At 62.7% G+C, this 26,913-nt stretch carries 26 protein-coding genes; 14 read left to right on the forward strand and 12 right to left on the reverse strand.

The window, feature by feature from the left end:
• Positions 1-6: 6 nt before the first annotated feature.
• Positions 7-657, reverse strand: a complete 651-nt coding sequence (locus AC5SSZ_RS15060; protein ID WP_274830397.1) for a carbonic anhydrase — start codon at positions 655-657, stop codon at positions 7-9.
• A gap of 177 nt (positions 658-834) precedes the next feature.
• On the opposite strand from AC5SSZ_RS15060, the gene AC5SSZ_RS15065 reads away from it, so the two are divergent.
• The 3 genes from AC5SSZ_RS15065 (at position 835) to AC5SSZ_RS15075 (ending at position 3,489) form a co-directional block, all read left to right on the forward strand.
• Complete coding sequence (locus AC5SSZ_RS15065; RefSeq protein WP_065271624.1) at positions 835-1,194, forward strand: hypothetical protein; 360 nt, start codon at positions 835-837, stop codon at positions 1,192-1,194.
• Positions 1,195-1,318: 124 nt separating this feature from the next.
• The gene (locus tag AC5SSZ_RS15070; protein ID WP_495438593.1) at positions 1,319-2,722 is read left to right on the forward strand and encodes a leucyl aminopeptidase family protein; all 1,404 of its coding nucleotides are present in this window, start codon (positions 1,319-1,321) and stop codon (positions 2,720-2,722) included.
• Positions 2,719-3,489 (forward strand): C40 family peptidase, encoded by a 771-nt coding sequence (locus AC5SSZ_RS15075; protein WP_495438594.1) that lies wholly within the window; start codon positions 2,719-2,721, stop codon positions 3,487-3,489. Before AC5SSZ_RS15070 ends, AC5SSZ_RS15075 begins: the two co-directional genes overlap by 4 nt.
• Before the next feature lie 36 nt (positions 3,490-3,525).
• Here the strand turns inward: AC5SSZ_RS15075 and AC5SSZ_RS15080 are convergent, their stop codons facing one another.
• The 4 genes from AC5SSZ_RS15080 to AC5SSZ_RS15095 form a co-directional block, all read right to left on the reverse strand.
• A complete protein-coding gene (locus AC5SSZ_RS15080; RefSeq protein ID WP_065271626.1) occupies positions 3,526-3,870 on the reverse strand; it encodes a DUF2794 domain-containing protein in 345 nt (114 codons plus the stop codon).
• Between the two features lie 31 nt (positions 3,871-3,901).
• Positions 3,902-4,381, reverse strand: a complete 480-nt coding sequence (locus AC5SSZ_RS15085) for a YqfO family protein (protein ID WP_495438595.1) — start codon at positions 4,379-4,381, stop codon at positions 3,902-3,904.
• On the reverse strand, positions 4,374-5,120 hold the full coding sequence (locus AC5SSZ_RS15090) for an ArsR/SmtB family transcription factor (RefSeq protein WP_495438596.1): 747 nt from the start codon (positions 5,118-5,120) through the stop codon (positions 4,374-4,376). The genes AC5SSZ_RS15085 and AC5SSZ_RS15090 overlap by 8 nt, the downstream gene beginning before the upstream one ends.
• A gap of 88 nt (positions 5,121-5,208) precedes the next feature.
• Positions 5,209-6,930 (reverse strand): Y-family DNA polymerase, encoded by a 1,722-nt coding sequence (locus AC5SSZ_RS15095; RefSeq protein ID WP_495438598.1) that lies wholly within the window; start codon positions 6,928-6,930, stop codon positions 5,209-5,211.
• Between the two features lie 121 nt (positions 6,931-7,051).
• On the opposite strand from AC5SSZ_RS15095, the gene AC5SSZ_RS15100 reads away from it, so the two are divergent.
• Positions 7,052-7,549: a c-type cytochrome gene (locus AC5SSZ_RS15100; RefSeq protein ID WP_237028443.1), complete on the forward strand. Its 498-nt coding sequence runs from the start codon at positions 7,052-7,054 to the stop codon at positions 7,547-7,549.
• 102 nt (positions 7,550-7,651) lie between these two features.
• Here the strand turns inward: AC5SSZ_RS15100 and AC5SSZ_RS15105 are convergent, their stop codons facing one another.
• A complete protein-coding gene (locus tag AC5SSZ_RS15105) occupies positions 7,652-8,269 on the reverse strand; it encodes a TetR/AcrR family transcriptional regulator (RefSeq protein ID WP_065271630.1) in 618 nt (205 codons plus the stop codon).
• 227 nt (positions 8,270-8,496) lie between these two features.
• Between AC5SSZ_RS15105 and mbfA the strand changes: the two genes are divergently transcribed.
• From mbfA to AC5SSZ_RS15150, 9 genes are all read left to right on the forward strand, one after another.
• Positions 8,497-9,471 carry an iron exporter MbfA gene (mbfA, locus tag AC5SSZ_RS15110; RefSeq protein WP_274838215.1) on the forward strand — a complete coding sequence of 325 codons (975 nt, stop codon included), beginning with the start codon at positions 8,497-8,499 and terminating at the stop codon, positions 9,469-9,471.
• Positions 9,472-9,799: 328 nt separating this feature from the next.
• The gene (locus AC5SSZ_RS15115) at positions 9,800-10,729 is read left to right on the forward strand and encodes an AEC family transporter (RefSeq protein ID WP_495438601.1); all 930 of its coding nucleotides are present in this window, start codon (positions 9,800-9,802) and stop codon (positions 10,727-10,729) included.
• Positions 10,730-10,863: 134 nt separating this feature from the next.
• Positions 10,864-11,697, forward strand: coding sequence for an S-formylglutathione hydrolase (gene fghA, locus AC5SSZ_RS15120; protein ID WP_495438603.1), 834 nt, complete (start codon positions 10,864-10,866; stop codon positions 11,695-11,697).
• Between the two features lie 21 nt (positions 11,698-11,718).
• Positions 11,719-13,182 carry a Si-specific NAD(P)(+) transhydrogenase gene (gene sthA / locus AC5SSZ_RS15125; RefSeq protein ID WP_065271634.1) on the forward strand — a complete coding sequence of 488 codons (1,464 nt, stop codon included), beginning with the start codon at positions 11,719-11,721 and terminating at the stop codon, positions 13,180-13,182.
• Complete coding sequence (locus AC5SSZ_RS15130; protein ID WP_274833278.1) at positions 13,179-13,634, forward strand: YaiI/YqxD family protein; 456 nt, start codon at positions 13,179-13,181, stop codon at positions 13,632-13,634. The genes sthA and AC5SSZ_RS15130 overlap by 4 nt, the downstream gene beginning before the upstream one ends.
• A 93-nt stretch (positions 13,635-13,727) precedes the next feature.
• Positions 13,728-14,690: a DMT family transporter gene (locus AC5SSZ_RS15135; RefSeq protein ID WP_274868356.1), complete on the forward strand. Its 963-nt coding sequence runs from the start codon at positions 13,728-13,730 to the stop codon at positions 14,688-14,690.
• A 23-nt stretch (positions 14,691-14,713) separates the two neighbouring features.
• Positions 14,714-15,334 carry an HAD family hydrolase gene (locus AC5SSZ_RS15140; protein WP_495438605.1) on the forward strand — a complete coding sequence of 207 codons (621 nt, stop codon included), beginning with the start codon at positions 14,714-14,716 and terminating at the stop codon, positions 15,332-15,334.
• The gene (locus AC5SSZ_RS15145; protein WP_495438606.1) at positions 15,331-16,248 is read left to right on the forward strand and encodes an ornithine cyclodeaminase family protein; all 918 of its coding nucleotides are present in this window, start codon (positions 15,331-15,333) and stop codon (positions 16,246-16,248) included. Before AC5SSZ_RS15140 ends, AC5SSZ_RS15145 begins: the two co-directional genes overlap by 4 nt.
• Before the next feature lie 64 nt (positions 16,249-16,312).
• Positions 16,313-16,564 (forward strand): hypothetical protein, encoded by a 252-nt coding sequence (locus AC5SSZ_RS15150; protein WP_495438608.1) that lies wholly within the window; start codon positions 16,313-16,315, stop codon positions 16,562-16,564.
• A 183-nt stretch (positions 16,565-16,747) separates the two neighbouring features.
• Here AC5SSZ_RS15150 and AC5SSZ_RS15155 read toward each other — a convergent pair whose 3' ends face one another.
• Both AC5SSZ_RS15155 and AC5SSZ_RS15160 read right to left on the reverse strand, forming a co-directional pair.
• The gene (locus AC5SSZ_RS15155) at positions 16,748-17,998 is read right to left on the reverse strand and encodes an MFS transporter (RefSeq protein ID WP_274830375.1); all 1,251 of its coding nucleotides are present in this window, start codon (positions 17,996-17,998) and stop codon (positions 16,748-16,750) included.
• A gap of 111 nt (positions 17,999-18,109) precedes the next feature.
• Positions 18,110-19,030, reverse strand: a complete 921-nt coding sequence (locus AC5SSZ_RS15160; protein WP_495438837.1) for a DUF6161 domain-containing protein — start codon at positions 19,028-19,030, stop codon at positions 18,110-18,112.
• A 139-nt stretch (positions 19,031-19,169) separates the two neighbouring features.
• Here AC5SSZ_RS15160 and zapE point away from each other — a divergent pair, with 139 nt between their 5' ends.
• A complete protein-coding gene (gene zapE, locus AC5SSZ_RS15165) occupies positions 19,170-20,240 on the forward strand; it encodes a cell division protein ZapE (protein WP_495438610.1) in 1,071 nt (356 codons plus the stop codon).
• A 98-nt stretch (positions 20,241-20,338) separates the two neighbouring features.
• On the opposite strand, the gene AC5SSZ_RS15170 is transcribed toward zapE, so the two are convergent.
• The 4 genes from AC5SSZ_RS15170 to AC5SSZ_RS15185 form a co-directional block, all read right to left on the reverse strand.
• Positions 20,339-21,613 (reverse strand): bifunctional folylpolyglutamate synthase/dihydrofolate synthase, encoded by a 1,275-nt coding sequence (locus tag AC5SSZ_RS15170; protein WP_495438611.1) that lies wholly within the window; start codon positions 21,611-21,613, stop codon positions 20,339-20,341.
• Between the two features lie 101 nt (positions 21,614-21,714).
• The gene (accD, locus tag AC5SSZ_RS15175) at positions 21,715-22,677 is read right to left on the reverse strand and encodes an acetyl-CoA carboxylase, carboxyltransferase subunit beta (RefSeq protein ID WP_065271643.1); all 963 of its coding nucleotides are present in this window, start codon (positions 22,675-22,677) and stop codon (positions 21,715-21,717) included.
• A 60-nt stretch (positions 22,678-22,737) separates the two neighbouring features.
• Positions 22,738-23,628, reverse strand: a complete 891-nt coding sequence (locus tag AC5SSZ_RS15180) for a CPBP family intramembrane glutamic endopeptidase (RefSeq protein WP_065271644.1) — start codon at positions 23,626-23,628, stop codon at positions 22,738-22,740.
• Positions 23,618-26,782 carry an ABC transporter transmembrane domain-containing protein gene (locus AC5SSZ_RS15185; RefSeq protein WP_495438612.1) on the reverse strand — a complete coding sequence of 1,055 codons (3,165 nt, stop codon included), beginning with the start codon at positions 26,780-26,782 and terminating at the stop codon, positions 23,618-23,620. The genes AC5SSZ_RS15180 and AC5SSZ_RS15185 overlap by 11 nt, the downstream gene beginning before the upstream one ends.
• Positions 26,783-26,913: the final 131 nt, after the last annotated feature.

Below are 26,913 nucleotides of genomic sequence, written 5' to 3' on the forward strand. Positions count from 1 at the left end.
TCCCGTTCAAACCTGTTGGAATGCTCCAGTTTTGGGATCATAGCATTCCAGACCACCTTCACCGATGTCCGTCCACAGACCATGAAGGCTGAGCGAGCCTTCGGAGACCGCGTCTTCGATGAAGGGAAAGGTCATCAGATTCTCAAGCGATGCGACAACCGCCTGACGCTCGAACTGGCGCGCCTGATTCTCTGCATCGTCGATGTCTTCGACCAAAGTGAACTTCGGCTTCAGGATGTCCATCCAGCGACCGACGAAACTTTCCTTCGCCTCCAACCCTGGCGCGTGGCCCTTACACATATCGATACAGCCTTGCACGCCTCCGCATTGGGAATGACCCAGCACGATCAGATGCGCCACCTTCAGTACCGTAACCGCATATTCGATCGTGGCACTGGTGCCGTGGTGGTCGCCATCGGGTGCATAGGGCGGCACCAGATTCGCGATATTGCGATGAATAAAGAACTCACCCTGGTCCGCGCCAAAGATCGAGGTGACGTGAACGCGGCTGTCGCAGCAGGAAATCACCATCGCGCGCGGGCGCTGCCCTTCGGAAGCCAGACGCCGGTACCAGCCCTGGTTTTCCTGATAAGCCGTCGCTTTCCAGCCGTGGTAACGCGTCACGAGATAGCTCGGCAGAGGCTTGGCGTATTGCATATGGTGCATTCCCTGATTTGAACCCTGACAGGGGTGATAGCCTGCATTGTCAGCAAATTCGAGAGATTCCAGCATCAGCCTGGAAACCTTTTGACAACTCTTGAGGGTCAAATTGGTCATCGTGCCGTGGGGGCATAGTGAACTGGGGTGAATGTGGTGACCAATATACTCACTGTCATGCATAAGGAAAATGTGCGTCTGGATCCGGGAAAACTGTCCGAGCTGTATTCACAGCTGGGCGAGACCGGAGCCGAAGACGTCGTTTGCCGTGCAATTGAAGAACTGGCGGTCCGCCTTTCGCATTGCGAACGCTTGTGGCGTCAGAATGATATGGAAAATCTGCGCAAGAACGCGCGCTCGCTGATCGCGATTTCGGATCAGATCGGTATGACCGCGATGGCGGCCATCGCCGGCGATGTGACCGACGCCGTCGACAGCAAGGATTCGCCGGCCATTGCGGCAACGGTGTTCCGCCTGCTGCGCGTTGGCGAAAGATCCCTGACCGCAGTCTGGGAACAGCAGGACCTCTCCATCTGAATCCGACACGACCAGAACCCAAATCCAAAATCCGACCCACAGGCTGTATTCAAGCAGGGCTTGCAGGCAACGCGGTGACGGATACTCTGACGGCTGAATAAGCCCCCATGACCGGAGTATCCCGATGACCCCCGTTTTTGCCGCACCCTGCGATAATGCTATTGTGCTTTATGTTATTGATCAGGCGTCCTGCGAAACCTGGCTGCAAACCCAGCCAGATCAGGTCGCAGGATGGGCGCGGGCAAATGGGTTCAAGGGAGCGATCGGTCAGGTGCTTCTGGTTCCGGCCTCCGATGGAAACGGCCCGGCAATGGCGCTGGCCGGATACGGCAACGCAGCACAGCGTGCGCGTCAGCGGTTTACGCTGGCGGCGGCAGCCGAAAAGCTGCCCGAAGGGATCTATACACTTGCAAGCGGAGGCGATGGCGGCAACGCAATTCCCGAGGCAGCTCTGGAACAGGAATGTTTCGGCTGGCTGATGACGCAGTATCGCTTTGATCGCTACAAGGAGGCCAAGGCGCCCGGCGCTGCTCTGGTGGCGCCCGAAGGCGTGGATGCGAAAGCCGTCGAACCGCTGGTGGCCGCCGAATGCCTGACCCGCGATCTGATCAATACACCCGCCGCCGATATGGGCCCTGACCAGCTGCAAGCCGCAGCCGAGGACCTGGCCCGCGACTTCGGCGCCACGGCACAGGTGACGCTGGATCAGGACCTTCTGGAACAGAACCTACCGATGATTCATGCCGTTGGCCGGGCCGCCACGGCGCGCCCCCGCCTCATTGACCTACGCTGGGGCGACAGCGGACCCAAGCTCACTCTGGTGGGTAAAGGCGTCTGTTTCGACACCGGCGGGCTCAACCTCAAACCCGGCAGCAGCATGGGGTTGATGAAGAAGGACATGGGCGGCTCTGCCACCGTGCTGGGGCTGGCGCGGATGATCATGGCCGCCGGATTGCCCGTGCAGCTGCGCGTGCTGATCCCCGCGGTCGAGAATGCAGTTTCCGGCAATGCCTTCCGGCCCGGCGATGTGCTGACCTCCCGCAAGGGGCTGACGGTCGAGATCAACAACACCGACGCCGAGGGCCGTCTGGTGCTGGCCGATGCCCTGACGCTGGCAGATGAGGATGCGCCCGACCTGCTGATCTCCATGGCGACCCTGACCGGCGCCGCGCGGGTGGCTGTGGGGCCGGATCTGGCGCCCTTTTACGCCAGCGCCGATGCGGATGCCGCTACCATTGCGGGCACGGCGAGGCAGATGGCTGATCCAGTCTGGCGCATGCCCTTCCATGACCCCTATGAGGCGATGATCGAACCCGGCATTGCCGATCTCGACAACGCGCCTGCGGGCGGCTTTGCCGGGTCGATCACCGCCGCCCTTTTCCTGCGCCGCTTTGCGGGCAGCAGCCGCTACATGCATTTCGACATCTATGGCTGGACGCCCAGCGCTGCCCCTGCCCGCCCCAAGGGCGGTGTCGGTCAGGGCGCGCGGGCGATCTTTGCCGCGCTGCCGGAGATGTTGAACTTATGAGCGGCCCCGTGATGGACACCGCTGCGCAGGAGCGCGCGCGAATCGCCCTTCCGGTTGTCGATGTTCTGAGACGTCCCGATGGCCCGCGCGACCGGCAGTTTCTTTATGGGGCGCCGGTCTTGGTTCTCAGCTCACAGGATGGCTGGGCGCAGATCCGGGCCGAGAAGGATGGATATACCGGCTATGTCCCGGTGGCGGCCCTGACCGCGCCGCTGGAAGCCACCCATTGGGTCAGCGCCCCGGCGACCCATACCTATGCGCAACCCGATTTCAAGTCAGCGGACCAATGCAGCCTCAGCTTTGGCAGCCTGCTGCGGGTCAGCGAGACCTCCGAGCGTTTCGCGGCAACCGAACTGGGGCATGTCCCCGCCGCGCATCTGACGCCCATCGGCAGCCTGATGCAGGATCCGGTCACCGTGGCCGAAGGGTTCCTTGGCACGCCCTATCTCTGGGGCGGCGACAGCCGCTTTGGCATCGACTGTTCCGGTCTGGTGCAAGCCGCGCTGATGGCCTGTGGCATTGCCTGTCCCGGCGACAGCGGCCCGCAAGAGCGGGATCTGGGCCGCGCCCTGCCCGAAGGCAGCACCTATATGCGCGGTGATCTGTTGTTCTGGAAAGGCCATGTTGCCCTGGTGCGCGACGGCGAGAGCATCATCCACGCCAATGCCCATGACATGGCCGTGGCGATCGAACCCCTGCAGGCCGCGATCACCCGGATCGCCGAACAGGGCGATGGCCCCGTCACTGCGCACAAACGTTTATCCTAAAAAGGAGCCTCCTGGTTTGGGGGGCCGGTAAAAGGCTCAGTCGACGGCGCGGATCAGCTTGCGCTCCAGCACCCGCAGCACAGTTTTCAGATCGTGCCCGCGCTTCAGGATCTGGCCGTCGATGCCCACCACCGAATACTGCCCTTGACGGTTGCGCAGCTTGGGGCGTTTTTCGATCCGGTAGAGCGGGTGTTCAGCGGTGCGCCGGAACACCGAAAAGACGGCGCATTCCCGCAGCGAGGAAATCCCGTAGTCCCGCCACTCCCCCGCAGCGACCATGCGACCGTAAAGGGAAAGGATCACCGACAGTTCCTTGCGGTCGAATGAAACCTGCTCTGGGATGCCTGCCCCGGGGAATGACGCCGTGTTTTGAAAGCTCATGATATCAGGTTCGCGTCAATCCGGGCGGGAATCAAGCGGTTTCGGCGCGCACGCCCCCATCGCTGCGATGCACTTCGGGCACCCAATCCGCATCCGCCCGGTTCCAGAACCGGTTGGGATTGCCTTCGTCTTGTCCCCGGATATGCAGGGTCCGGCTGGCCACAAGCAGCTGGATCACCGGCTCTTCATAGGGATGAACGTCATAGATCGCCCGCAACAGCGGATCGAGATCAGCGCCAGTTTGCGGCACAAAGACCTGCACTTCGACGCAAGGCACCTCTACCGCCGCTTCGCTGGCCCGGTTGACCCCGCCCGGAAGCGAGCGGAACTGCTGCACCCCCGTCGCGGTGGTGAACCCCACCTGATCATAATCGCCCCAGCGCAGCGGATCACAGGCGACAATCGCATCCATCACCTTGGCGGCGTCACCCTTTGGCACCTGCACCAGCAGCCGGGTTCCGGTCTGAACGGTGTAGCGGTCATCTTGTGTGTCGGTTCTGATCTCAGACATGGGGTCCTCCCTCACTCAGTTCCGTCGCACTCCCGGACAGCTCCAGCCCCAGGAGCTGGTGCAGCGCCCTGCGGCCCGGCGCGGTGAGAGTCAGCCCCCGCTTGTGTTGACGGCGCAGCATCCAGCCGCGCTCCAGCGCATGAGACAGCAGCTGCCGCCCCAGCGGTCCCGCCACATGCAGCCGCCGTTCGGTCCAGTCGAGACAGGGCCGGGCAAAGGGCTGGCGCGCGCTGCGTTGCGGATCCGGCAGGGTGACCCCAAGCGGCGCCCACAGATCGGATGGGACCGTATCGAACCCGCCGCCCCGTTCTGCCAGCATCCCCCGGCGCAATAAGGCCTGCGTCATCGCCACCGCCAGCGGCCCGGCCAGATGATCATAGCAGCTGCGCACCTCGGCCAGTCCACCCGCCTTGCGGCGCTGCGCCAGATACAGACTGTCGGCAGGGGCGATTGCGGCCAGCTGTTCCAGCGCTTGGGCAACCTCGGTCCCGGACAGCCGGTGATAAACACAGCGGCCCCGTTTCTCCGCCACCACCAGCCCAGCCTCCTGCAACATCCGCAAATGCGCGGTCGCCGTCTGCGGCGTGATCCCGGCGGCTGCGGCAAGCTCTTTGTTGGTATAGGCCCGCCCCTCCATCAGCTCACACAGCATCCGGGTGCGGCTGGCATCGCCGATGGCCTGCCCCAGAATGTCAAAGCGCGGGGTCTGCGGGGGCTTATGCGGGTCTGGTCTGTTCATCTGATAACCCTAGGCGCTGCTGCCCGTTGCCCCAAGGAGAAAGACTTCGGCGCAGAGCGAAGGATCACCCCTGCGGGCGGGGGCACGCTCAGGCAAAACTGCCCTGGCAGAACCAACCCCGCGACAGCGCCGCCCCATGGGCAAAGAACACCCACAACCGGGCCCCGCAGGTGGTCACCACGACCCAGTAATCGCGCACTCCGCTGCGCCAGTTCGGATCCTCCAACCACCATTCCGGGGCGATGCGCTCGGGGCCTTCGGCGGTGGCCAGCTCCCAGTCGCGCCCGCGCCAACGGAACCGTTCGGGCACCTGGGGCACATCCGGGGCCATCACCAGTTCCGGGCGCCACAGCAACAAGGGGCGCGCATGGAGCGAAGCGGGCCAGTCCTGCGCAGGCTCTGACCAGGCGGCGGCCAGCACCTTGGCGGTTTTTTCCGGGATATGCGTCTCGACCGGGTGGCGCCGGGTGATCGCCTCCAGCCCGACCCGCGCGCCGATACGTCCGATCAGATCTTCCAGCGCCACGGTCTGCCCACCCGCCTGCCGGGTTCTGGCGGCGGCAGTGGCCTCCAGATGACCGGCCTGGGTGCGGGCATGGATGGGCTCGGCCTGCATGGCCTCAAGACGTAGCATCTCGATGCCAAACCCCGCGTCGATCTGCTCCAGCTTCATCGCCAGCAGCGGCCGGATGCGGTCCGGGTCCCGGCTGGGTCGCGCCAGACCGACGGTCACGATCTGGGCTGCCTGATCGACTCGGTGCGCCTCAAGCCGCAGCAGACGCGCGCCCTTGCCGCGTTCCTCAAGCAAGGCGCAAAGCCGGGGCAGCATCCGATCGATCCCTGCCTGAAGATCCTCCACCAGGCCGATCGGCTCGGGCAGGGTCAGGCGCACCGCAAAACTGTCAGGCACCCCCGCCGGGGAGACCGGTTCCGGGGTGCTGCCCATGGCCTGATCAAGGCGCAGTACCAGCCCCCGGCCAAAGCGCCGCGCCAGACTGGCACGGGGCTGATCCAGGAGATCGCCGATCTGCCGCAGGCCAAGTCGGCCCAGCTGCGCCACGGCTGATGCCTCCAGCCGCAGGGCCGCCACTGGTAGGGGCGCCAGCACCCGGTGCGCATGCCCCACCGGCGCGATTCGTTCGGGCTGCTGCGACAGCTCGACCGCCTGCGGTGCCGCACCGCCCCGGGTCCAGTGCCTGCGCCCCGCCTTGCCCGAAGGCGCCCCTTGCCCCGGCGCCGCCGGGCGTACAGATATGCGGGCTGCGCGGGCGCGGGTGGCGCGGGCCTCCTGATCAATGGCATCGCCGGACCGGTCCACCGGCAACCCGGCCCCCTGCCCTGCATAGCGCGCCAGCGCCCAGGCCGCGCCCAGTGTATCGGCCAGCCCCATCCGCACCGTGATCCCCATGTCCGCGCAGTCCGCATCGATCTGCGTCAGCAGGGCCGCCTCGCCATCAAAAAGATGTGAACAGCCGGTCATGTCGAGATTGATTTCATCCGGGACCTGCGGCGCAACCCAGGGGCTGAACTTGCCCGCCCAGCGCCCAAGAGCCATCAAAAAAGCCGTTTCCGCCGGAATATTGCGCTTACGAGTCAAGAGCGTAGCGCAAATGGCATGGGCATCACGCAGCGGCTGCCCAACAAAAAGCCCCTCGGCCTCGGCCGCCTCATTTAACGCAGAAATAACCTGTGTGTTGGAAAGTTCCTCCACAATGGCCAGAGGCCCGGCAAGACTGCCACGCCCCGCGCGCATCACACGCTCTGCTCCGAGACGCGGAAACCAGAGCGACAATATGCGGCGATGGGACATGACACGATCCGGTTTGATGGTCCAAAATTTTCGAAAACAAGCAGTCGGCACCGCCTATGTTCTACATTTGTTCCAATCATTCGATTCGGTCAATCCACCCCCACACACAGGAGCCGCGCTCATGACGCATCCGCTCATGCCCTCTGTCTCGCCGCGCGGCTTGCGCAGTATTCCTGTCCTTCTGGTGCTGGGTCTGGCCCTGGCAGGTGCGCAACTGGATGCAGCCGCACCGATCGCGGACAAGCACGTCAAGCGGCGGGTCGAGCTGATGGCCACCCAGAAAGCGGCCATTACCACGCTGGCTGACATGATGGCCGGGCGCACCAGCTTTAACGCCTCCAAGGCCAAGGCCGCCCGGCGCACGCTGGTGAAAACAACAGGCGACATCCGCAAACGGTTCAAGAAGCCGCGCATGGATCCCAATTCACACGCCAACCCGCTGATCTGGCAACAATGGGATGATTTCGAAACCCGGGCAGAGACCGCCAAGGATGCCGCCAAACAGCTGAACGCATATACCCTGAACGGACTGCTGCGGACGGTGCCCAGCATGGTGCAGGCTTGCCTCAGCTGCCACGAAACCTACCGGAATGCGCCCAACGATTTTATCACCCACTGAGGGAGACGTGACACAGGAGGGTCGCCCAGAGGGCGGGCCTCCATCAACGGCGCTGAGCTGAGCCGGAGCAGGCGACACAGACTAAGGACAGGCTCGTCCTGGTCAGCCACCATAACGGGCCAAGAACAGCTCCACCGCCCCTGCGATCACCCGCTCGCGCTCTTCGGCCGAAAACTCGGTATCGATGTTGAAGATCAGACGCGGCACCAGATCGGCCCGGCACAATTCGGCAAACTGATCCGCGGCAAGGTCGAAATCCTCGATCTGCAATTCCCCCCGTGCAGCCGCGCCTTTCAGGTAATCGCGCAGCCGGGCCCTAACCACCATCGGGCCGCTCTCATAAAATTGACGGCCAAGGTCGGGAAACCTATCCGCCTCGGCCACGCAGATCCGGAACATGCGCAGGCCGAATTCCGACAGGCTGACCGACAGGATGTGGCGCCCGGCAGCGCAAAGCACATCACGCGGTGTGCAGCAGGCCCCGGCCAGATCCATCGGCGCATCCGCCTGACGGGCGCATTCGTTGCGGGCAACTTCCATGAACAGCAGGCGCTTGTCGGGGAAATAGCTATAAAGCGTTGCCTTGGACACACCCGCAGCACGGGCGATATCGTCGACGCTGGCGCCTTCAAAGCCATCGGCCATGAACACCTCGCGCGCGCCTTCCAGAACCTGGTCAAACTTGCGTCCGGTCCTGACAATGCTGGCTTGCTCATTCATGACCGGTCCTCGTGGCGCTGGCGGGATGACCCGATCACTTTAGCCTACCCATCCGCTGTTCAACAACTCCCCAGTCATCAACACTCCAGCAGCACCCGGAACACCCGACGTCAAAGCATGAGCAACAACAAATGCTGCACTCTGCCGCAGCGCGCCTCTGCCGATGGGTCTTGCGCTTTGTCCTCAGGCCCATATGGTTAGAACCATTCTAAAAAGATGAGGCCCAAATGCGCTTTCTTCCACAGCGAAAACGGTTTTCGGACCTGACAGGCCAGGAGATCCTGGCGCTGGCCATTTCATCCGAAGAAGACGACGCCCGGATCTATCGCGGTTATGCCGCGCGGCTGCGGGAGGATTTTCCTGCCACCGCGAAGATGTTCGATGGCATGGCCGCCGAAGAGGATGAGCACCGCGCCCGGCTGATCGCCCTGCATGAACAGCGGTTTGGCCCGGCGATCCCACTGATCCGGCGGGAACATGTGGCGGGCTATTACAACCGCCGCCCGATCTGGCTGATGGAGAACCTCAGCCTTGAGCGGATCCGCGAAGAAGCCAAGGCGATGGAGGCGGAGGCCGAACGCTTCTACCTCGCCGCAGCAGCCCGCACCCAAGATGCCGCCACCCGCAAATTGCTGGGTGATCTGGCGGCCGCCGAAGCAGGTCACCGCGACACCGCCGCCGAGCTGGAAGAGGCGCATCTGACGGGCGATGCGCGATCTGAGGAAGACCGCACCGCGCACCGGCAGTTCGTGCTGACCTGGGTGCAGCCGGGGCTGGCCGGGCTGATGGATGGTTCGGTCTCCACTCTGGCGCCGATCTTTGCCACCGCCTTTGCCACGCAAGACACCTGGACGACCTTCCTGGTCGGCGTTGCTGCCTCTGTGGGGGCGGGTATTTCCATGGGCTTTACCGAAGCGGCCTCGGACGATGGCGAGCTGTCGGGGCGCGGATCGCCGATGAAACGGGGCATTGCCTCGGGGGTGATGACAACGCTCGGCGGGCTTGGTCACGCCCTGCCCTACCTGATCCCCGAGTTCTGGACCGCGACGACCATCGCCTTTGTCATCGTGTTCGTGGAACTCTGGGCAATTGCCTGGATCCAGAACAAATACATGGAGACACCGTTTTGGCGCGCCACGCTGCAGGTGGTTCTGGGGGGAGCACTGGTTCTGGGCGCGGGCGCCCTGATCGGCAGCGGCTGACCGTCCAGAGCTACAGCGGCGGAATGCTCCCGCCCGTCGGCAACAGGTCCAAGGCCTGCCCCCTCCCGTTGGGCGTAACGCCGCGCCGACGCGCGGCGGGTTGCGCACCATCACCACCGGTGCACAGGCCGAAGCAGGAAAAACCGCAGCCAAAGCATGTCCCTGCCGCGCACCGGCGCGGCGCGGCCCAACGGGCGCCCGGCATGTTTCATGCAGAGGCAACGGGCGGGAGGGGCGCACTCATCTCTTCCTCCCGCCTGCCCAATCAGGTCCCCCACGAGCGCAATCAGGCTTTTCGTTTTGGTAAAATCAGGTTACCAGTTCAGCGATGGCTGACATATTCTTCAGAACCCTGCCCTTCTTTGCGATCATCGGCCTTGGCTACTGGGCCGGGCGCACGCGGTTCTTCACCGAAGAAGCCACGGCCTATCTGACGAAATTTGTCTTCTTCTTCCCACTTTCGGCGATGATTTTCCGCTTTGCCGCCAACCTGTCCTTTGTCGAGGTCTTCGATCCCAACCTGATCCTCGGCTATCTGGCAGGCACCGTCGCGGTCTACCTTATCGCCACGGCGGTGGCGGCCCTCAGGGGGTTGGACGTACCCACCGCAGCGGTCGAGGCGCAATGCGCCGCCATCGGCAACGTCGGCTTCCTTGGCCTGCCGATGATGGCGATCCTGTTTGGCGAAGCCTCGATCGGGCCGATGATGGTGGTGCTGAGCGTCGATCTGGTGGTGTTCTCCTCGCTCATCGTCATCCTGATCAATGCCGGGCGCGGATCAGGTCTGGGGCCGCGCACCCTGAAACTGGTCGCAATGGGATTGGTACGCAACCCGATGATCGTCGCCATCGTCGCTGGGCTGGCCTGGTCCGCCTCGGCGCAGCCGATCCCGGCGCCGGTCAATGATTTCCTGTCGATCCTCGGCGGCGCCGCCACTCCCGGCGCGCTTTTTGCCATCGGTGCCTCGCTGGCCTCGAAATCGGCCGAGCGCATGCAGGTTGCCGTCTGGCTCAGCTTTGCCAAGCTGGTGCTGCATCCGCTCTGCGTTGCCATTGGCGTGTTGTGGCTGGTGCCCGTCGCCAACTTTCCGGCCTCGGTGGCCATCGCGGCAGCCTCGCTGCCGGTGGCGGGCAATGTCTACATGCTGGCGCAGCATTACAACGTCGCGCCGCACCGGGTTTCAGCGGCGATTCTGATTTCGACCGCGCTGTCGATCCTGACCGTACCGCTGGCTATCGCCTGGGCGTCTGGACTTTAATCTCCACCAACCGGCCAGCATTCAGTCTTTTGCAAAGCTTCTGACGCAAAAAGGCTGCGACAGGGCGCCGCAACACTGGACCCGGCCCCCGTCGGCGGGTAGCTGATAGGCACTCATTTGCAAGGAGCCTCACCATGGAAACCGTATCGGAAAACAAATGCTTTGGCGGCGTGCAGGGCGTCTACCGGCACAAGAGCACGGTCACCAACTGCGATATGACCTTTGGCCTTTTCCTGCCGGAAGAGGCAAAGGATGGTCCGGTGCCGCTCCTGTGGTTCCTGTCGGGGCTGACCTGCACCCATGAAAACGCCATGACCAAGGCGGGCGCGCAGGCCTGGTGCGCCGAGCAGGGCATCGCCATTATTTTCCCCGACACCTCGCCGCGCGGCGACGATGTGGCTGACGATGAAAACTACGACCTGGGCAAGGGCGCGGGGTTCTACGTGAACGCCACCCAGGATCCCTGGGCGCCGCATTACCAGATGTGGGACTATATCGCCGAAGAACTGCCCGCCTTTCTGGGCGCAAATTTCTCGGTCGATCTGGAGCGGCAGGCGATCACCGGCCACTCAATGGGCGGCCATGGCGCGCTGACGCTGGCGATGAACCTGCCGGGACGGTTCCGCTCGGTCTCGGCCTTTGCGCCGATCTGCAACCCGACCGCCAGCGACTGGGGCCGCAAGCAGCTGACCGCCTATCTGGGCGCGGATGAGGCGGCATGGGCGAAACATGACGCCAGCCTGATGATGCGCGGTACCGGTTTTGACGGGCCGGTTCTGGTCGACACCGGCACCGCCGACCAGTTCTATGAGCTGCTGCGCCCCGAAGCCCTGGCACAGGCTGTCGCCGAACGCCGCCAGCAGGCCACGCTGCGGCTGCAACCGGGCTATGATCACAGCTATTTCTTCATCTCCACCTTCATGGAAGAGCATGTCTCGTTTCACGCTGAGGCGCTGTACCGGGACTGATCCGCAAAAGGACCGAACCACATGAGCCAGTACGACTACGATCTTGTCATCATCGGCTCTGGCCCCTCGGGCCGGACTGCCGCCATTCAGGCCGGGAAACTCAAGCGGCGGGTGCTGGTCATCGACCGCAAGGACCGGCTGGGGGGCGTTTCGGTGCACACCGGCACGGTGCCGTCGAAAACCCTGCGAGAAACGGTGCTGAACCTCACCGGCTGGCGCGAGCGCAGTTTCTACGGCCGCGCCTACCGGGTGAAGGATCAGATCGACGCCGAGGACCTGAAGGCGCGCCTGCATATGACGCTGGACCACGAGGTGGACGTGCTGGAGCACCAGTTCAACCGCAACCACGTGGACTGGCTGGCAGGGCTTGCGCGCTTTACCGGTCCAAACGAGATTGAAGTGGCGACAGAGGCCGGCGACACCACTCGGATCACCGGCGAGAAGTTTCTAATCGCCACCGGCACCCGCACCTATCGCCCCGATGACGTGCCCTTCAACGGCAAGACCGTGGTCGATGGCGACGAGTTCCTGGAAATGGAGGAAATCCCGCGCTCGCTGATCGTGGTGGGCGCCGGGGTCATCGGCGTGGAATATGCCACCATGTTCTCGGCGCTTGATGTGCGTGTGACCCTGATCGAGCCGCGCGAGACCTTCCTGGATTTCATCGACCGCACCATCATCGAGGATTTCACCCATCAGATCCGCGAAAACGGTGTCGACCTGCGGTTAGGCTCAGCCATCGAGAAGATTGAGGACGAAGGCAGCCATATCGAGGTCAGCATGGCCAATGGCCGCCATGTGCGCGGTGAAATGCTGCTGTTCGCGGCCGGACGCATGGGCAATACCGACAATCTTAACCTCAAGGCCGTGGGGCTGGAGACCGACCACCGAGGTCGCATCAGCGTCGAGCGCAAGACCTACCAGACCTCGGTGCCGCATGTGTATGCCACCGGCGATGTGATCGGGCACCCCTCGCTCGCCTCCACATCCCTGCAGCAGGGCCGCGTCGCCGCCTGTCACGCGCTGGAGACGCCCACCGTCCCCGAAAGCCCTTGGTTCCCCTATGGCATCTACTCGGTGCCGGAAATCTCCACCTGCGGCATGTCCGAGGAAGAGTTGCAGGAGCGCGGTGTGCCCTATGAGGTCGGAATCGCGCGGTTCCGCGAAACCTCGCGCGGGCATATCATGGGTCTGGAACACGGCATGCTGAAGATGCTTTTCTCCCTCAAAACCCGCCGGGTGCTGGGAGTTCAGATCGTCGGTGAAGGCGCGACCGAGCTTATTCACATTGCCCAGGCGGTGCTGAACCTTCAGGGCACGGTAGAATACTTCGTCCAGAACACCTTCAACTACCCGACCCTCGCCGAAGCCTACAAGATCGCGGGTCTGGATGCCTTCAACCGGATGCCCATCCCGGATGAGTTCAAGGTGAAGCAGCCGACCAAAGCGCCCGAGAAATCAGAGCCTAAAAAGGCGAAAGAGTGAGCGCGCTTTACATCGATGCTGACGCCTGCCCGGTCAAGGCAGAGGCTGAGCGGGTCGCCACCCGTCACGGGCTGAAGATGTTTGTGGTCTCCAATGGCGGCCTGCGCCCCTCGGCCAATCCGCTGGTAGAAACCGTGATCGTCTCCGAAGGCGCCGATGTGGCCGATATGTGGATCGCCGAGCGCTGCGGGCCGGGCGATGTGGTGGTGACCGGCGATATCCCTCTCGCCGCCAAATGCATCGAGACCGGCGCCCGGGTTCTGCGCCACAATGGCGAACGCTTCACCGAGGCCAACATCGGCCAGCAGCTTGCGATGCGCGACCTGATGGCCGATCTGCGCGCCGCCAACCCGCTTGGCGCGGGGGGCAGCGGCAAGGGCTTCACCAAGGCGGACCGTTCGCGGTTTCTGGATGCCTTGGAGCGCGAGATCCGGGCCGCCAAACAGTCCTGAACGAAAACAATTTTCCGGCAACAAAGTCTCACCCAGAGCCTTGCGGCGGAGAGGCAACTCCGTCACTGATCAGGCAAGCGTGCAGGGGGGCCCATGAGTCAGGAAATCAAAGTCAGCGTTCTGGGGCTTCTGGCCGCCGCCGGATCGGCCATCAGTTTCTCCGTCATCGACGTGATCTTCAAATTCCTGTCCGGGGATTACCCGCTTTACCAGGTGGTCATGGTCCGCTCTGTGGTGGCACTGTTGGTGCTGGCGGCGGTGATTATTCCCCTCGAAGGGGGATTTAACATCCTGCGCACCCGGCAGCCGAAACTGCACCTGATGCGCTGCTGCGCGGTGCTGTTTGCCAACATCTGCTTTTTCACCGGGCTGGCCATCATGCCCATCGCCGAGGCTGTCGCCATCGCCTTTGCCACGCCCTTGATCGTGACTGCCCTGTCGGTCGTTGTGCTGAAAGAACGCGTCGGTCCCTGGCGCTGGGGCGCGGTGGCTGTGGGGTTCCTTGGCATTCTGATCATCATGCGGCCCGGCCCAGGCAGTTTCCAGGCCGCCGCGATCCTGCCATTCCTGGGCGCCTGCGGCTATGCCACGCTGCACGTGCTTACCCGCCGGGCGGGCGGCGCCGACAAGGCGGCGACCCTGTCGTTCTACCCCACCTTCGGCTTTCTTGTGGTCAGCGCGCTGGTCGGCCTTTTCACCGGTGACGGGCGGTTTGCGACCGGCGAAAACGCGGCGGTGGACTACATCCTGCGCGCCTGGGTCTGGCCCGCGCCTCAGGACTGGTGGCTGTTCATCGGGGTCGGACTGGCCGGATCCGTTGGCGGCTATCTGGTCAGCCAGGCCTACCGGCTGAACGAAGCAGGACTGGCCGCGCCGTTTGAGTATATCGCCATGCCGATGGCCGTGCTCTGGGGCGTTCTGGTGTTCGATGAATGGCCCGATCTGCCGGTCTGGGCCGGTTCGGCCTTGATCATCGGCGCCGGCCTTGTTTCAGTCTGGCGGGAAACCCGGCGCAGCCGCCCGGTGGCCCGCCCGCGCCCACGCTCGGCCGGGTAATGTAACGGAACAGGAAGCAGCAGATGCCCATCGACGCCGTCGTTTTCGACATTGGCCGCGTGCTGATCGAATGGAACCCCGAGGCCTTCTTTGACGCCCGCCTTGGCCCCGAGCGCCGCAAGAGGCTGTTCGCCGAGGTAGACCTTCACGGGATGAATCTGGGCGTGGACCGCGGCGATGATTTCCGCGCTTCGGTCTACGGGCTGGCCGAGCGTCACCCGGAGTGGTCCGAGGAAATCCGCCACTGGCACGACAGCTGGATCGAAATGGCTTCTCCCGAGATCCCGCACTCGGTGCGACTGATGCGAGCGCTACAGGCCCGCGACATCCCAGTGTTTGCCCTGACCAATTTCGGCGTCGGCACCTTTGCGGTGGCGCGCCAGACCTATCCGTTTTTCGATGAATTCGATCAGGCCTTCGTGTCGGGCGATCTGCGCACCATCAAGCCCGAGCCCGAGATCTACGCGCATCTGGAACGCGACACAGGCATTGCGCCGGAGCGCCTGCTGTTCACCGATGACCGCCCCGAAAACATTGACGCCGCCGCGCAACGCGGCTGGCATACCCATCTATTCACCACACCCGACACCTGGGCCGCACGCCTGGTGGCAGAGGGGCTGTTGACCCCAGAGGAGGCAAAATGAGCATTCCATCCATCGGTTTCAAAGAGGGCGAGGCCCTGCTGGACTGGGTCGGCTTCACCGAGGCGCTGGCCAAGGGGCATAATCTGCCCAAGGCGGAAATCGGCGATACTTTCCTCTACCGTGATCCCGACACGCTGCTCAGCCGATCCGCCTGGATCGATGGCATGGGGCTGGCCGTAAAGACGGCGACGATCTTTCCCGGCAACCCCAAGGCGGGCAAGCCGATGGTCAATGGCGCGGTCTGTCTTTACTCCGATCAGGACGGCACCCTGGACGCGCTGGTGGATTTCCACCTGGTGACCAAGTGGAAGACCGCAGGCGACAGCCTGCTTGGCGCCATGCGTCTGGCCAACCCCGACAGCCGCGACATCCTGATCGTCGGAGCGGGCACCGTCGCCGGATCGCTGGTCGAGGCCTTTGGCGCCGCCTACCCCCGCGCCCAGATCCGGGTCTGGAACCGCACCCAGTCCAAGGCCGAAGAGATGAAGGCTAGCTATCCGCAGATCGAGGTTGCCGCCGATCTTGAAGCCGCCGTGCGCTCGGCCGATATCATCGTCACCTCCACCATGTCATCGACCCCCGTGGTTCAGGGCGCATGGCTGAAACCCGGCCAGCACCTGAACCTGATCGGTGCCTACCGCCCCGACATGCGCGAAACCGATGACGAGGCGCTTTGCCGCGCGCGCATCTATTGCGACAGCTTCGACACCACGCTGGATCACATCGGTGAGTTCAAGATCCCGCTGGCCGAAGGCGTCATCCAGCGCGGCGATGTGCTGGCGGATTTCTATTCCCTCGACAGTTTCCCGGCCTATGACCCGGAGGCGATCACCCTGTTCAAGAACGGCGGCGGCGCCCATCTGGACCTGATGACCAGCCGTCACATTCTGGACAAATGGCGCGCGAAGGGCTGACGTGCGGTTAAAGGTCAGGGAAAGTGTCTTTCTTGAAGGTCACAATGGGCACACAGATCAATTCTTGATCTGGCCTGAGAACGTTCCCCCAGACCTGATCGACAGAATGACGCCAAACAAGGGCTATGTGGTAACGTGTAAAGTTGAGAACGAGGCCATTTCACTCTTTGTTGGTGGCATTCACGCAAAGCGCCGTCAGCAATCTAGCGGAGGTGATGCGCTGGTCTTGATGTTGGAAGACATGGACCTCGGACACTTGTCGACAAACGCAACCGTTGAGCTGGACGTGGCAGGCTTTCTTGAGGACAGCTCATAGATCCGAGCTACCGAAATGACATGGCGAGGCGAGGTTCTGGTGTTTACCTCGCCCATTCAAGCCAGGTCAGCCAGCAGCTCACCCCAAAAATGATCGCAACCAATGACCACATGACCACTGGTCGGCGTTTCAAACGCTTCTGCAGCCAGTCGATCAGTTCGCCAAGGACGGTTTCCATTCACCTCACGCCGCTACGCTGCCCAGCGGTCGTTCCCGCACCGGCAGGTGCACGATGGCGCTGAAGGCCCCGACGGCGACACCGATCCACCACACGAAGGTGTAATCGCCATAGGCGTCATACATCCGCCCGCCCAGCCAGACGCCGAGGAAACTGCCGAGTTGGTGACTGAAGAACACGATCCCATAAAGCGTGCCCATATAACGCAGCCCGTAAATATGCGCGACAAGGCCCGACGTCAGCGGCACCGTCGCCAACCACAGGGACCCCATGACGATGGAGAAGACGATCACCGACGTCGGCGTGATCGGCACCATGATAAAGGCCGCCGCCGCGATGGTCCGCCCGGTATAGATCGCCGCCAGCAGGTATTTCTTGGAGTAGCGGTTGCCCAGATATCCCGCCAGCAGGGTGCCGCCGACGTTTGCCGCCCCGATCAGCGAGATCGCAACCGCCCCCAGCGCCGAGGTCGAAGTGATCCCGAGGCTATAGAGCGCGCCGCCCGGCATGATCGGCCCGCACATCTCGGTCACGAAGGCCGGGAAATGCGCGGTCACGAACGCCAGCTGATAGCCACAGCTAAAGAATCCGAGGAAGATCAGCGTATAGGACGGATCCTTGAAGGCCTTGATCAGGATGGTGCCCATGCTCTCTTCAAGCTCAGATTTGCTCGCCATCTGCGGCGCGCGCATAAGCGGCAGCGTCAGGATCAGCGCCAGCACCACGCCAGCAAAGATCAGGAACACGGTCTGCCACGTCAGGAAGGACAGCATCCATTCCGCCCAGGGCGCGCCAAAGATTTGCCCGGCAGAGCCTGCCGCCGTGACAATCGCCAGCGACATTGAGCGGTTTTCATCCGAGCTGGCCCGCCCCACGACAGCCAGAACCACGCCAAAGCCGGTGCCCGCAATGCCAAAGCCCACCAGCCATTCATAGGCCTGCATCTGGAACGGCGTCACCGCGCCTGCACTCAGCACCAGCCCCGCTGCATAGACCAGCGCGCCAAGGATGATGGCCTTTCGATCCCCGATCTTTTCCGCAACAGCGCCAAAGATCGGCTGCCCAATCCCCCAGGCGAGGTTCTGGATCGCGATCGCCAGCGAGAATTCCGAGCGCAGCCAGCCGAACTCCTCGGCGATGGGGATCTGGAACACCCCGAACGAGGCGCGCACCGCAAAGCTGACCATGATGATCACGCAGCCCACGATCAATACGGGGGTGAACAAGGGTGTTTTCTGTGCCGCTGCGCTGCTCATGCCGGGTCCTTTCAAATCAGAGCTGCGACGGTAGGCATTGCGGCCCCGGGGTCAATTCAAGAAATCTGCGCAGTCACATAAGGAAAATTGATGTGAGAATGTGCTGCAGACCTATCTCATCAGAATTTTGGAGATTGCCGCCGCCACAGAAGGATCAACTCCGCCTTCATCCCTTACAGTGCCGTCGCTGGCCGGTCGAAACAGCGCCGCATAGACCAATGCCCGCTGTTCCTTAGCTTCCTCGGAAACATCGCCTTCCCGAACGAGCCCCAGATACGACTGAGCGAAAGCTTGCCTCTCACGCGCATCAAGTGCCAGGTGCCTTTCGGCGAGGTAGAGCTTCATTTGCAGGCGCACAAACCAAAGAAGCAGAGTGAACAGCGTCAAGACGCCAGCCGTCAACAACGTGCCCTTTAGACTGAAACCAGCACAGGAACTGCCCCCGACCGTTGGATCACAGCCGATGGGCGCCAGAAGAATTTCAACGAACTCGGCGTCGAAGGCCAAGACATACAACAGCGCGCATACAAACACCGCGGCACCTACAAGACCGGCGATGAAGAGACGAAGGTTTAAACGTTTCGCCTGCGCGTGTTCCTTAAACTTCTGCCCCCATAAGTTCACAGGTTCGCGGATGGCCTGTTGTTCCGTGAAGGCGGACTCCGCAGCCAATAACTTCTCATCAAAATCTTTCAGAAGCTTCTTGTGATGTTCATCTGCGCTCGACGCGAAACGCGATTGGGCAGTTGCTAGCGTTTTTTCAATTTCTTCAAGTTGCTCTTGAAGAACTACTTGCCCGCCTTTTGTCTGTCGCAAATCAGCATTCAACTCCGATATGTTTTTGCGCTGGGCCTCCAAGGCATCTTGTGTTTTCGCTAGGGTTTCGGGTAATGCCTCCACTCTTTTTGCAATGTTGCGCGCGTAGGGCAACAATTCGTTGACGGTGGCTTCCAGGGCAACCGCCGCTGGTGCGTCTGGGGAAAGACTACTATCAATCCATTCTTTTTCTTTATCGCCACCGGGGTCTTTCACCAACTGAATTGCCTTCCCTGCAAATTCTCAACAAATAGCTTTTTGCCGTGATTGTATTTGCCTCTTAACACAGAGCACTGCACATGAGCTACAATCCCGTATCTTCCCATCCCCCGCGCCGCGCGCTATGGCTGACCCCATGACCCAGGTTAGCGCGCTTTATCAGACCCGCAGCGAAGCAGGCCAGATCCGCCCGGATCCGGCGCAGCAAGCTGTTCTGCCGGAATTCGACCGTATTGCCGAAGGGCTGATGGCCCCGCCGGTGAAACGGGGCCTCTTCCGCAAGGCTACTCGGGAAGAGGTCAAAGGCCTCTACCTCTGGGGCGGCGTCGGGCGCGGTAAATCCATGTTGATGGATCTTTTTGTCGATAGTCTGGACGAGATCCCGGCGCGGCGGGTGCACTTCCATGCCTTCATGCAGGAGATCCACGCCAAGATGCACGAGGCGCGCCAGAGCGGCGTGCAGGATGCCCTCGCGCCGGTGGCAAAGGAGGTCGCCGAGTCGGTGCGCCTTCTGGCCTTTGACGAGATGCAGATTACCGACATCACCGATGCGATGATCGTGGGGCGGCTGTTTGAATCCCTCTTCGAGGCAGGCGTCACCGTGGTCACCACCTCGAACCGGGTGCCGGATGATCTTTACAAAAACGGCCTCAACCGCCAGCTCTTCCTGCCCTTCATCGATCTGATCAAGGAAAAGATGCAGGTCTGGGAAATGGTCAGCCCGGTCGATTACCGGCAGGACCGTCTCAAGGGCTCACCGGTCTATTTCTCGCCTGTGAATGCCGACTCCCGCGCCCAGCTCCGCGCCATCTGGGAGGATCTGTCGGGCGGTGATGCCCAACCCCTGACGCTTGAGGTGAAGGGCCGCGAGGTCCTGCTGCCCGGTTTCAGGAATGGCGTGGCACGGGCTAGTTTTTATGACCTTTGCGGCAAAATGCTGGGGCCGGGCGACTATCTGGCCATCGCCGAAGAGGTGAAGGTGCTGGTGCTCGAGGATATCCCGCGCCTGTCCCGCAGCAACTTCAACGAGGCAAAGCGTTTCGTCACCCTGATCGATGCGCTCTACGAGGCGCAGGTGCGGCTGATCTGCACCGCCGCGGCCGAGCCGGAATATCTATACGTCGAAGGCGACGGTGCCTTCGAGTTCGAGCGCACCGCCTCGCGCCTGCGGGAAATGCAAGACAAGGATTGGGGACAGGACGGCTGAGCCTGCCCCGCGCCGCGCAAGCGGCGCCACGCCCAACGGGATGAGATCGCAAGATCGAAGACGGGCGGGAGCGCCCCTGCCCGCCTTTGCCTAATCCCTCAGCCGTTTTCGCGCAGGATATGGCCCGCCAGATAGAGCGATCCGCAGATCAGAACCCGCGCGGAGGGATCTTTGGCGATGATTGCCTGCAGCGCCGACAGGGCATCTTCGGCCCGGGTTGCGGTGATGCCGACGGATTGCGCCGCTGCCTCGGTTTCCTCAGCGCTCAGCGTCGCCGCCTCACCGGGGATCGAAATCGCCGTCAGGCTCTCCACATGCGGCACCAGCGGCGCCATGTAGCCGGTCACGTCCTTGGTGTTCAACATGCCGCAGATCAGATGCGTCGGCCGGTTCGGCAGCCCCGCCAGAACATCCGCCAGCGCATGACCCGCCGCCGCGTTATGCCCGCCGTCCAGCCAGAGTTCGGCGCCCGCGGCAGCCTCCACCAGCGGACCGGTCTTCAGCCGCTGCATCCGGGCAGGCCATTCAGCCCGCGCCATCGCCGCCTCACAAGCCACCTCATCCGCGCCCAGATGGCGCAGGGCGGCCAGAGCCATCCCCGCATTCTGCACCTGATGCGCACCGATCAGTGCGGGCATCGGCAGGTCCAATAGCCCGGCTTCGTCCTGAAAAATTAGCCGCCCGCGTTCCTCGTAGACGTGCCAGTGCTGACCGTGGGCGATCAGCGGCGCGCCAAGGCGAGCGGCGACATCCTCGATCACCTCCATCGCCTCATCCTCCTGCGGACCGACGACGACGGGCACCCCGCGCTTGATGATCCCGGCCTTTTCACCTGCGATCTTGGCCAGGGTATTGCCCAGAAACTGTTCGTGATCGATCGACACCGGCGTGATCACCGACAGGGCGGGTTTTCCAATCACGTTGGTGGCATCCAGCCGCCCGCCAAGTCCGACTTCGAGCAGCGTGTAATCCGCAGGCGTGCGGGCAAAGGCCAGCAGCGCAGCGCAGGTGGTGATCTCGAAATAGGTGATATTCTCACCGCCATTCTTGGCATAGCACTCGTCGAGCACCTCACTCAGATGCGCCTCCGAGATCAGCTCCCCGGCCAGACGGATCCGTTCGTGAAACCGCGCCAGATGCGGTGAGGTATAGGCGTGCACCGATTTTCCGGCCCCTTCGAGGCCTGCACGGATCATCGCCTGGGTCGATCCCTTACCATTGGTGCCTGCGATATGGATCACCGGCGGCAGCCTGTCCTGCGGGTTATCCAGCGCCGCCAGCAGCCGCCAGACCCGGTCCAGCGTCAGGTCGATGATCTTGGGATGCAGCGCCATCATGCGATCGAGGATGGCGTCGGAACTCGCTTTGGTCATGGGTGGCTCCCGAACCGGATCTGATGAAAAAGCCCGCCCGCCGGATCAGGCAGACGGGCGCGGCAAAGCGCCCAGCGCGGGCGCTTCTTTCTATGACAGGGCTATTTGCTATCGGCCTCTGCGGCTGCGGCAGATCCCGCGTCGTTTTCGACCTCTGGCGCGGGCAGCTCTTCGGCAACCGGTTCCGGCGCAGGCAGATCGCCGTGCACCTGCGGTGGCATGCTCATCAGCATGCGGACGATGGTGATCAGTTCCTCACGCAGCTCGGTGCGCGGGGTCACCCGGTCCAACATGCCGTGATCAAGCAGGTATTCCGCGCGCTGGAACCCTTCGGGCAGTTTTTCGCGGATGGTCTGCTCGATCACCCGGGGGCCTGCAAAACAAATCAGCGCATTGGGTTCGGAGATCTGCACATCGCCCAGCATCGCATAAGAGGCGGTCACACCACCGGTGGTGGGGTGGGTCAGAACGACGATATAGGGCAGACCTGCCTCTTTCAGCATCTGCACCGCCACGGTGGTGCGCGGCATCTGCATCAGCGACAGGATGCCTTCCTGCATGCGGGCACCGCCTGCGGCAGAGAACAGGATAAGGGGCCGATGCAGTTTCACCGCCTCTTCGGCGGCGGCAATGATCGCATTGCCCACATACATGCCCATGGAGCCGCCCATGAAGGAGAAATCCTGCGCCACCGCCACGATGGGCGTGCGGCCCATTTCACCCGCGGCGACCAGCATGGCCTCTTTTTCGCCGGTTTTCTTCTGCGCCGCCTTCATGCGGTCTGGGTATTTCTTCTGGTCGCGGAACTTTAGCGGGTCTGCCAGCGGCTCGGGCACCTCGACCTCGCTGAACACACCGCCGTCGAACAGGGCCGTGAACCGGTCCCGCGGGGTGATGTGCATGTGATGGCCGCAGTTGGTGCAGACGTTCAGATTGTCCTTCAACTCGCGGTGAAACAGCATGGTGCCGCACTCATCGCACTTGGTCCACAGGTTCTCTGGGACTTCGCGGCGCGAGAAGATCGAGTTGATCCGCGGCCGGACGTAGTTGGTGATCCAGTTCATATCGTGCCTCTGTAGGGGCTGTTTGGCCCCTCAGATAAGACTCATTGCGCACAAATGCAATCAGCGGCGTATCGCAAGCCGCGCCGTGAGCCATGTCACCAGCATCATGGCAAAGTCGACCGCCAGCCAGGGGCGCAGCGCAGCGCCATCGGACATTTCATAGGGCATCAGGTAGAGCGACAGTCCATACAGACTGGTGGGAGAGGCAAAGACCAGAAGCGCAGTGACGTTGTTGAAGAAATGCACCGCGATGGCAGGCCCCAGCGTGCCCGCCCGCGCGGTCAGGTCCGCCATCATGCAGCCGAACACCCCGGCCCAGAGGGTGATCAACAGCGCATTCTCTCCGGCCTCGGCCGGCAGGTAATGGCCCAGCGCGAACAGAGCCGACGGGCCAAGGATCCAGACCGCCGGGCTTTTGAAGCGCGCCGCAAGCCCCTGCTGGATATAGCCACGAAAGACGATTTCCTCTGCACTGGTCTGGATCAGCACCACCAGCAGCGACACCGGCAACAGCGACAGCCACAACCCCGGTTCCAGATTGGGCTGCAGCGGTTCCCCCATGTCATAGGGCGGCAGCAGCGACAGGGCGATGCCCAGCGCCAGAAGGTACAAGCTAACCCGGATGAACTGCCGGACCAGCGGTCTCGGATGACCCACGACCGACAGGAAGGACCGATCCTGCAGCAGCCGCGCGCACAGCGCCACGCCCACGGTGATGAACAGGAACCCGCCCAGAAGCACCAGCATCGCCCCCGGCGTGCTGCCATCGCGCAGCCCCTGCAGCCAGACGCCGGGGAACAGCGCCGCCAGCAGCGGCAGCACTATCGAGGACAGGGCAAAGCTGATGAGGTAGATCAGAACTAGCCCAAGCCCCAGCCGCCACAGCTGCGGTTTCCTGCGAGCGCTGCGCACCAGCGCCTCATGGGCAGAATAATTCTGTCTATTCAGCATTCGGATCCGCATCCTTCCGAGGTCTGTCTTCACTGATCGTACCGTCCGTTTGGTGGGCAATGGACACCATTTTGTCCCGGGCAGTTGCCAGATTACCCGCCACCGTCTCTAACAAGCGCAGCGCGACGTTGATATCGCTTTCGATCACTGCGCGGTATTCCGCAGCACCGATGCGCAGGAAACGGCAATCCTCGGTGGCGTGCAGGTTCATGGTCCGCGGCTGATCCAGAATCACCGCCAGATCCCCGATCAGCCGCCCGGGTTCGATCACCGTCACCGGCGGCGCCCCGGCGGGCGCATCGGGGAAGGTCAGATCGGCCCGGCCCGACAGGCACAGGTACACTGCATCACCGCTGTCGCCGTGGGAAAAAACCATCTCCCCGGCCGGAACCTCGTGCCAGCCAGCCGAAAATGCCAGAAGACGCTGGTTGCGCGCATCCAGCTGCGAGAACAGCTCGGTTGCGGCGATGATATCGAACTTGGCAGAGAAATCGGCCGCGGCGGCGCCTTCCGGGCTGCCCAGTGGGCGCCGCTCGACCCCGTCGATCCGGCCATCGCGGATTTCGACATAAAGATCGTAGCGCTCCGGGTGCTGAATGGTGTCTTCCATGAAGATCATCGTGGTCTGCGGCATCAGATCGCGCAGCTTTTCGCGTGTACGCAGCCGGTTTTCCGCCGTGTGGCTGGCCAGCACCTTGTCCAGGATCAGAATGTCCGGCCGTTTGATCGCGGCGCGGGTAAAGGCGGCCCGTTCCTGAAACACCGGCTCCAGCAGCGATCCGCCCAGTCCGGTTGGCAGATCGTAAAGGATCAACGCCAGCCGTTTGCGCAGCCCGTGGGTATCCAGCACCTCGGCCACCAGCGATTCAACCTGCGCTGCCCGCGCCCCAGCCCGCAGCGAGATCTTGCCGAAGAGAGCATTTTCAAGAACCGTCAGCCGCGGAAAGTAGGATTTCCGATCCAGAGGTCGGAACAAGCCGCCGGTCTGGGCGATCAACTGCGCCGCATGACTCTGGCGGATTTTCAGGATACGTTCCTTGAACCCGGCCGGTAGCCCGCTGCCGATCTGCTCTTCGGTCAAAAGGAACGGCACTGTCATCAGCAGCGCCTGCTCTGCCTCGGGCAGATCATCAGCCCCCTGCGCGGCATAGCGTTCGGCAGCGCTGCAAATCCGGCGATAGAGATCTTCTTCAAGGCCAAGCCGCTGGAACAGCGGGTGATCGATATCTTCGCGTCCAAAGGTCTTGATCAGGGTTTCCACCACGCCAAGACCGATCCCCATGGTTTCCCCGGTCAGCCCTTGCTCGCGTACCAGTCGCAGCAACAGCCCGTCCGGTGCCAGCAATTCTTCGACCGGGATGTCGCGCGACGGCGCCGCAAACAAAAGGTTGCCCGCCAGTGGCATGGCAGGGTTGAACCGTTCGGGGTCGAAATGGTGGACGGCATCATCCAGACCTTCGGTCTCCAGCCGTTCACGGATCAGCGGGCGAAGGCGGATGATATGCTGCACCAGCGCCGGGTGGGTGCCATCCTGGAACCGCGCGTGCAGGGTGCGCTGGAACAACTGCTCGTCGATGCCCATTGCCTCGATCAGTTGGAACCACCAATCGCGCACATCGCCTTCGGATCCCAGCCCTGCCAATTCGGGATTGACCCAATCCGCCTCCAGAAGATCGCCACTGTTGCCTGCGCGCTTGGATTCGACCTGTTTGCGAAGGGTGGCCTGATCCCGGCTGATCTTGCCCGGGCGGCTGCGCAGCGGCATCAGCACGTTGTCGCCAAGTGATCCCGAAAACAGATAGGGATGCGAATAGGCATAGCCGATCCGGGCCGCGATCACCCCCTGATGCAGGCTGTCGAGCCGGTGCCCCGAGACCTGAATGCTGCCCTGCGACGGCAAGGTTTCACGGACCAGCAACTGGCCGAACGCCGCACGCTCTGCGTCACTGGTGCTTTTGACCGCAACGCGGGCGCCCGCCGGAATGGTCAGCGAAATATCCTGCAGGACCACCGTCCCGTCGGCATCGCGCACCGAGACATTGCGCAACTCGATATCGCCGCGCAGATGCGGGATCTCGCTCGGCTCGCCTTCGATCAGCTCGGCATCGATCATGCCGCGCGGCGCGAACCGCTCCAGCATGATTTTCCAGCGCAGACTCATGTCCTGCACCTGATTGTAATAGGTCAGCAGTTCCTTCCACGGGGCCGACAGATCCTTGTAAGCGGCCAGCGCCGCCACCAACGCGCCCACCGTGATATCGCCCCGGATCGCCAACACCCCGCCGGCCGAATAAAACACGAAGGGTGTCATATGGCCGATCAGGTTGTTGAGGAACTTCATGAAGTATTTTTTGGTGTAGATCCGGCGGCGGATCTCGAACAGACGCCCCAGCCGGTCCGACACCTGTGCCATCCGGTAACGCCAGCCGCCATTGGCGCGCAGATCGCTCATCCCGGCAGCGGTTTCTCCGATTTCCGAGGCCAGCATCCGCACCTCCTGGATGCGGTCCTTGTTCAACAGGTTGATCTGCCGCTGCAACATCGGGATCAGCCAGGCCTGCAGCGGGATCAGCGCGATCGAGACCAGCCCGAACCAAACACTTTGCATGAACAGGAAGGCCACGATGGTCAGCATCTGCCCCAGCTGGAACACCGGCTGCGCCACCGCATCCCCCATCAACCCGCCCATGGGTTCGCTTTCGGAAGTGATCATCGACACCAGCTCACCCTGGCTGGTGGTGCGGAAATAGGGTTTCGGGAACCGCAGCATCCGGTTGATCAGCGTGTAGCGCAGCCGCCGCAGCAGGCGTTCGGCCACGATCCCCTTCAGCGTGTTGAGCCGCATCTTCATCATGCCGCCGATCACCACCGCTGCAAGGAAGCCAAAGCACAGGATCAGCAGGTATTCCACCTGAGCGATATCTTGGCCCCAGACCATGATGACAGGCGTTTCGGCCCCGATGGCGTCGTTGATGATCCGCTTGGGCAGCTCCAGCGAGGCGTAGAGAAACGGAAAGGTCAAGACCGTCAGCGCCAGCAAGACCAGCTGCTGACGGCGCGAATACGCCCAGATAAAAGAAAAGAGAGTCGCGGGCAGATCCTGCGGGCGCTTAAGCGGCCCGCTGCCCGCCCCCATGGGCGTCGGACGTTTCATCGTGATACCTGTGCCACGGCCGGGCCTGTGCCGGTCTGAAAGAATCCTGCGTAACTATGCATCTGGCTGCGCCTTGGCAAGGTACCCCTCGGGCGGGTGTTCACTCTTGTCGTAAGTGTTTCAGGTCTTTA

This window comes from Phaeobacter sp. CC-HEC084, from assembly GCF_059429255.1.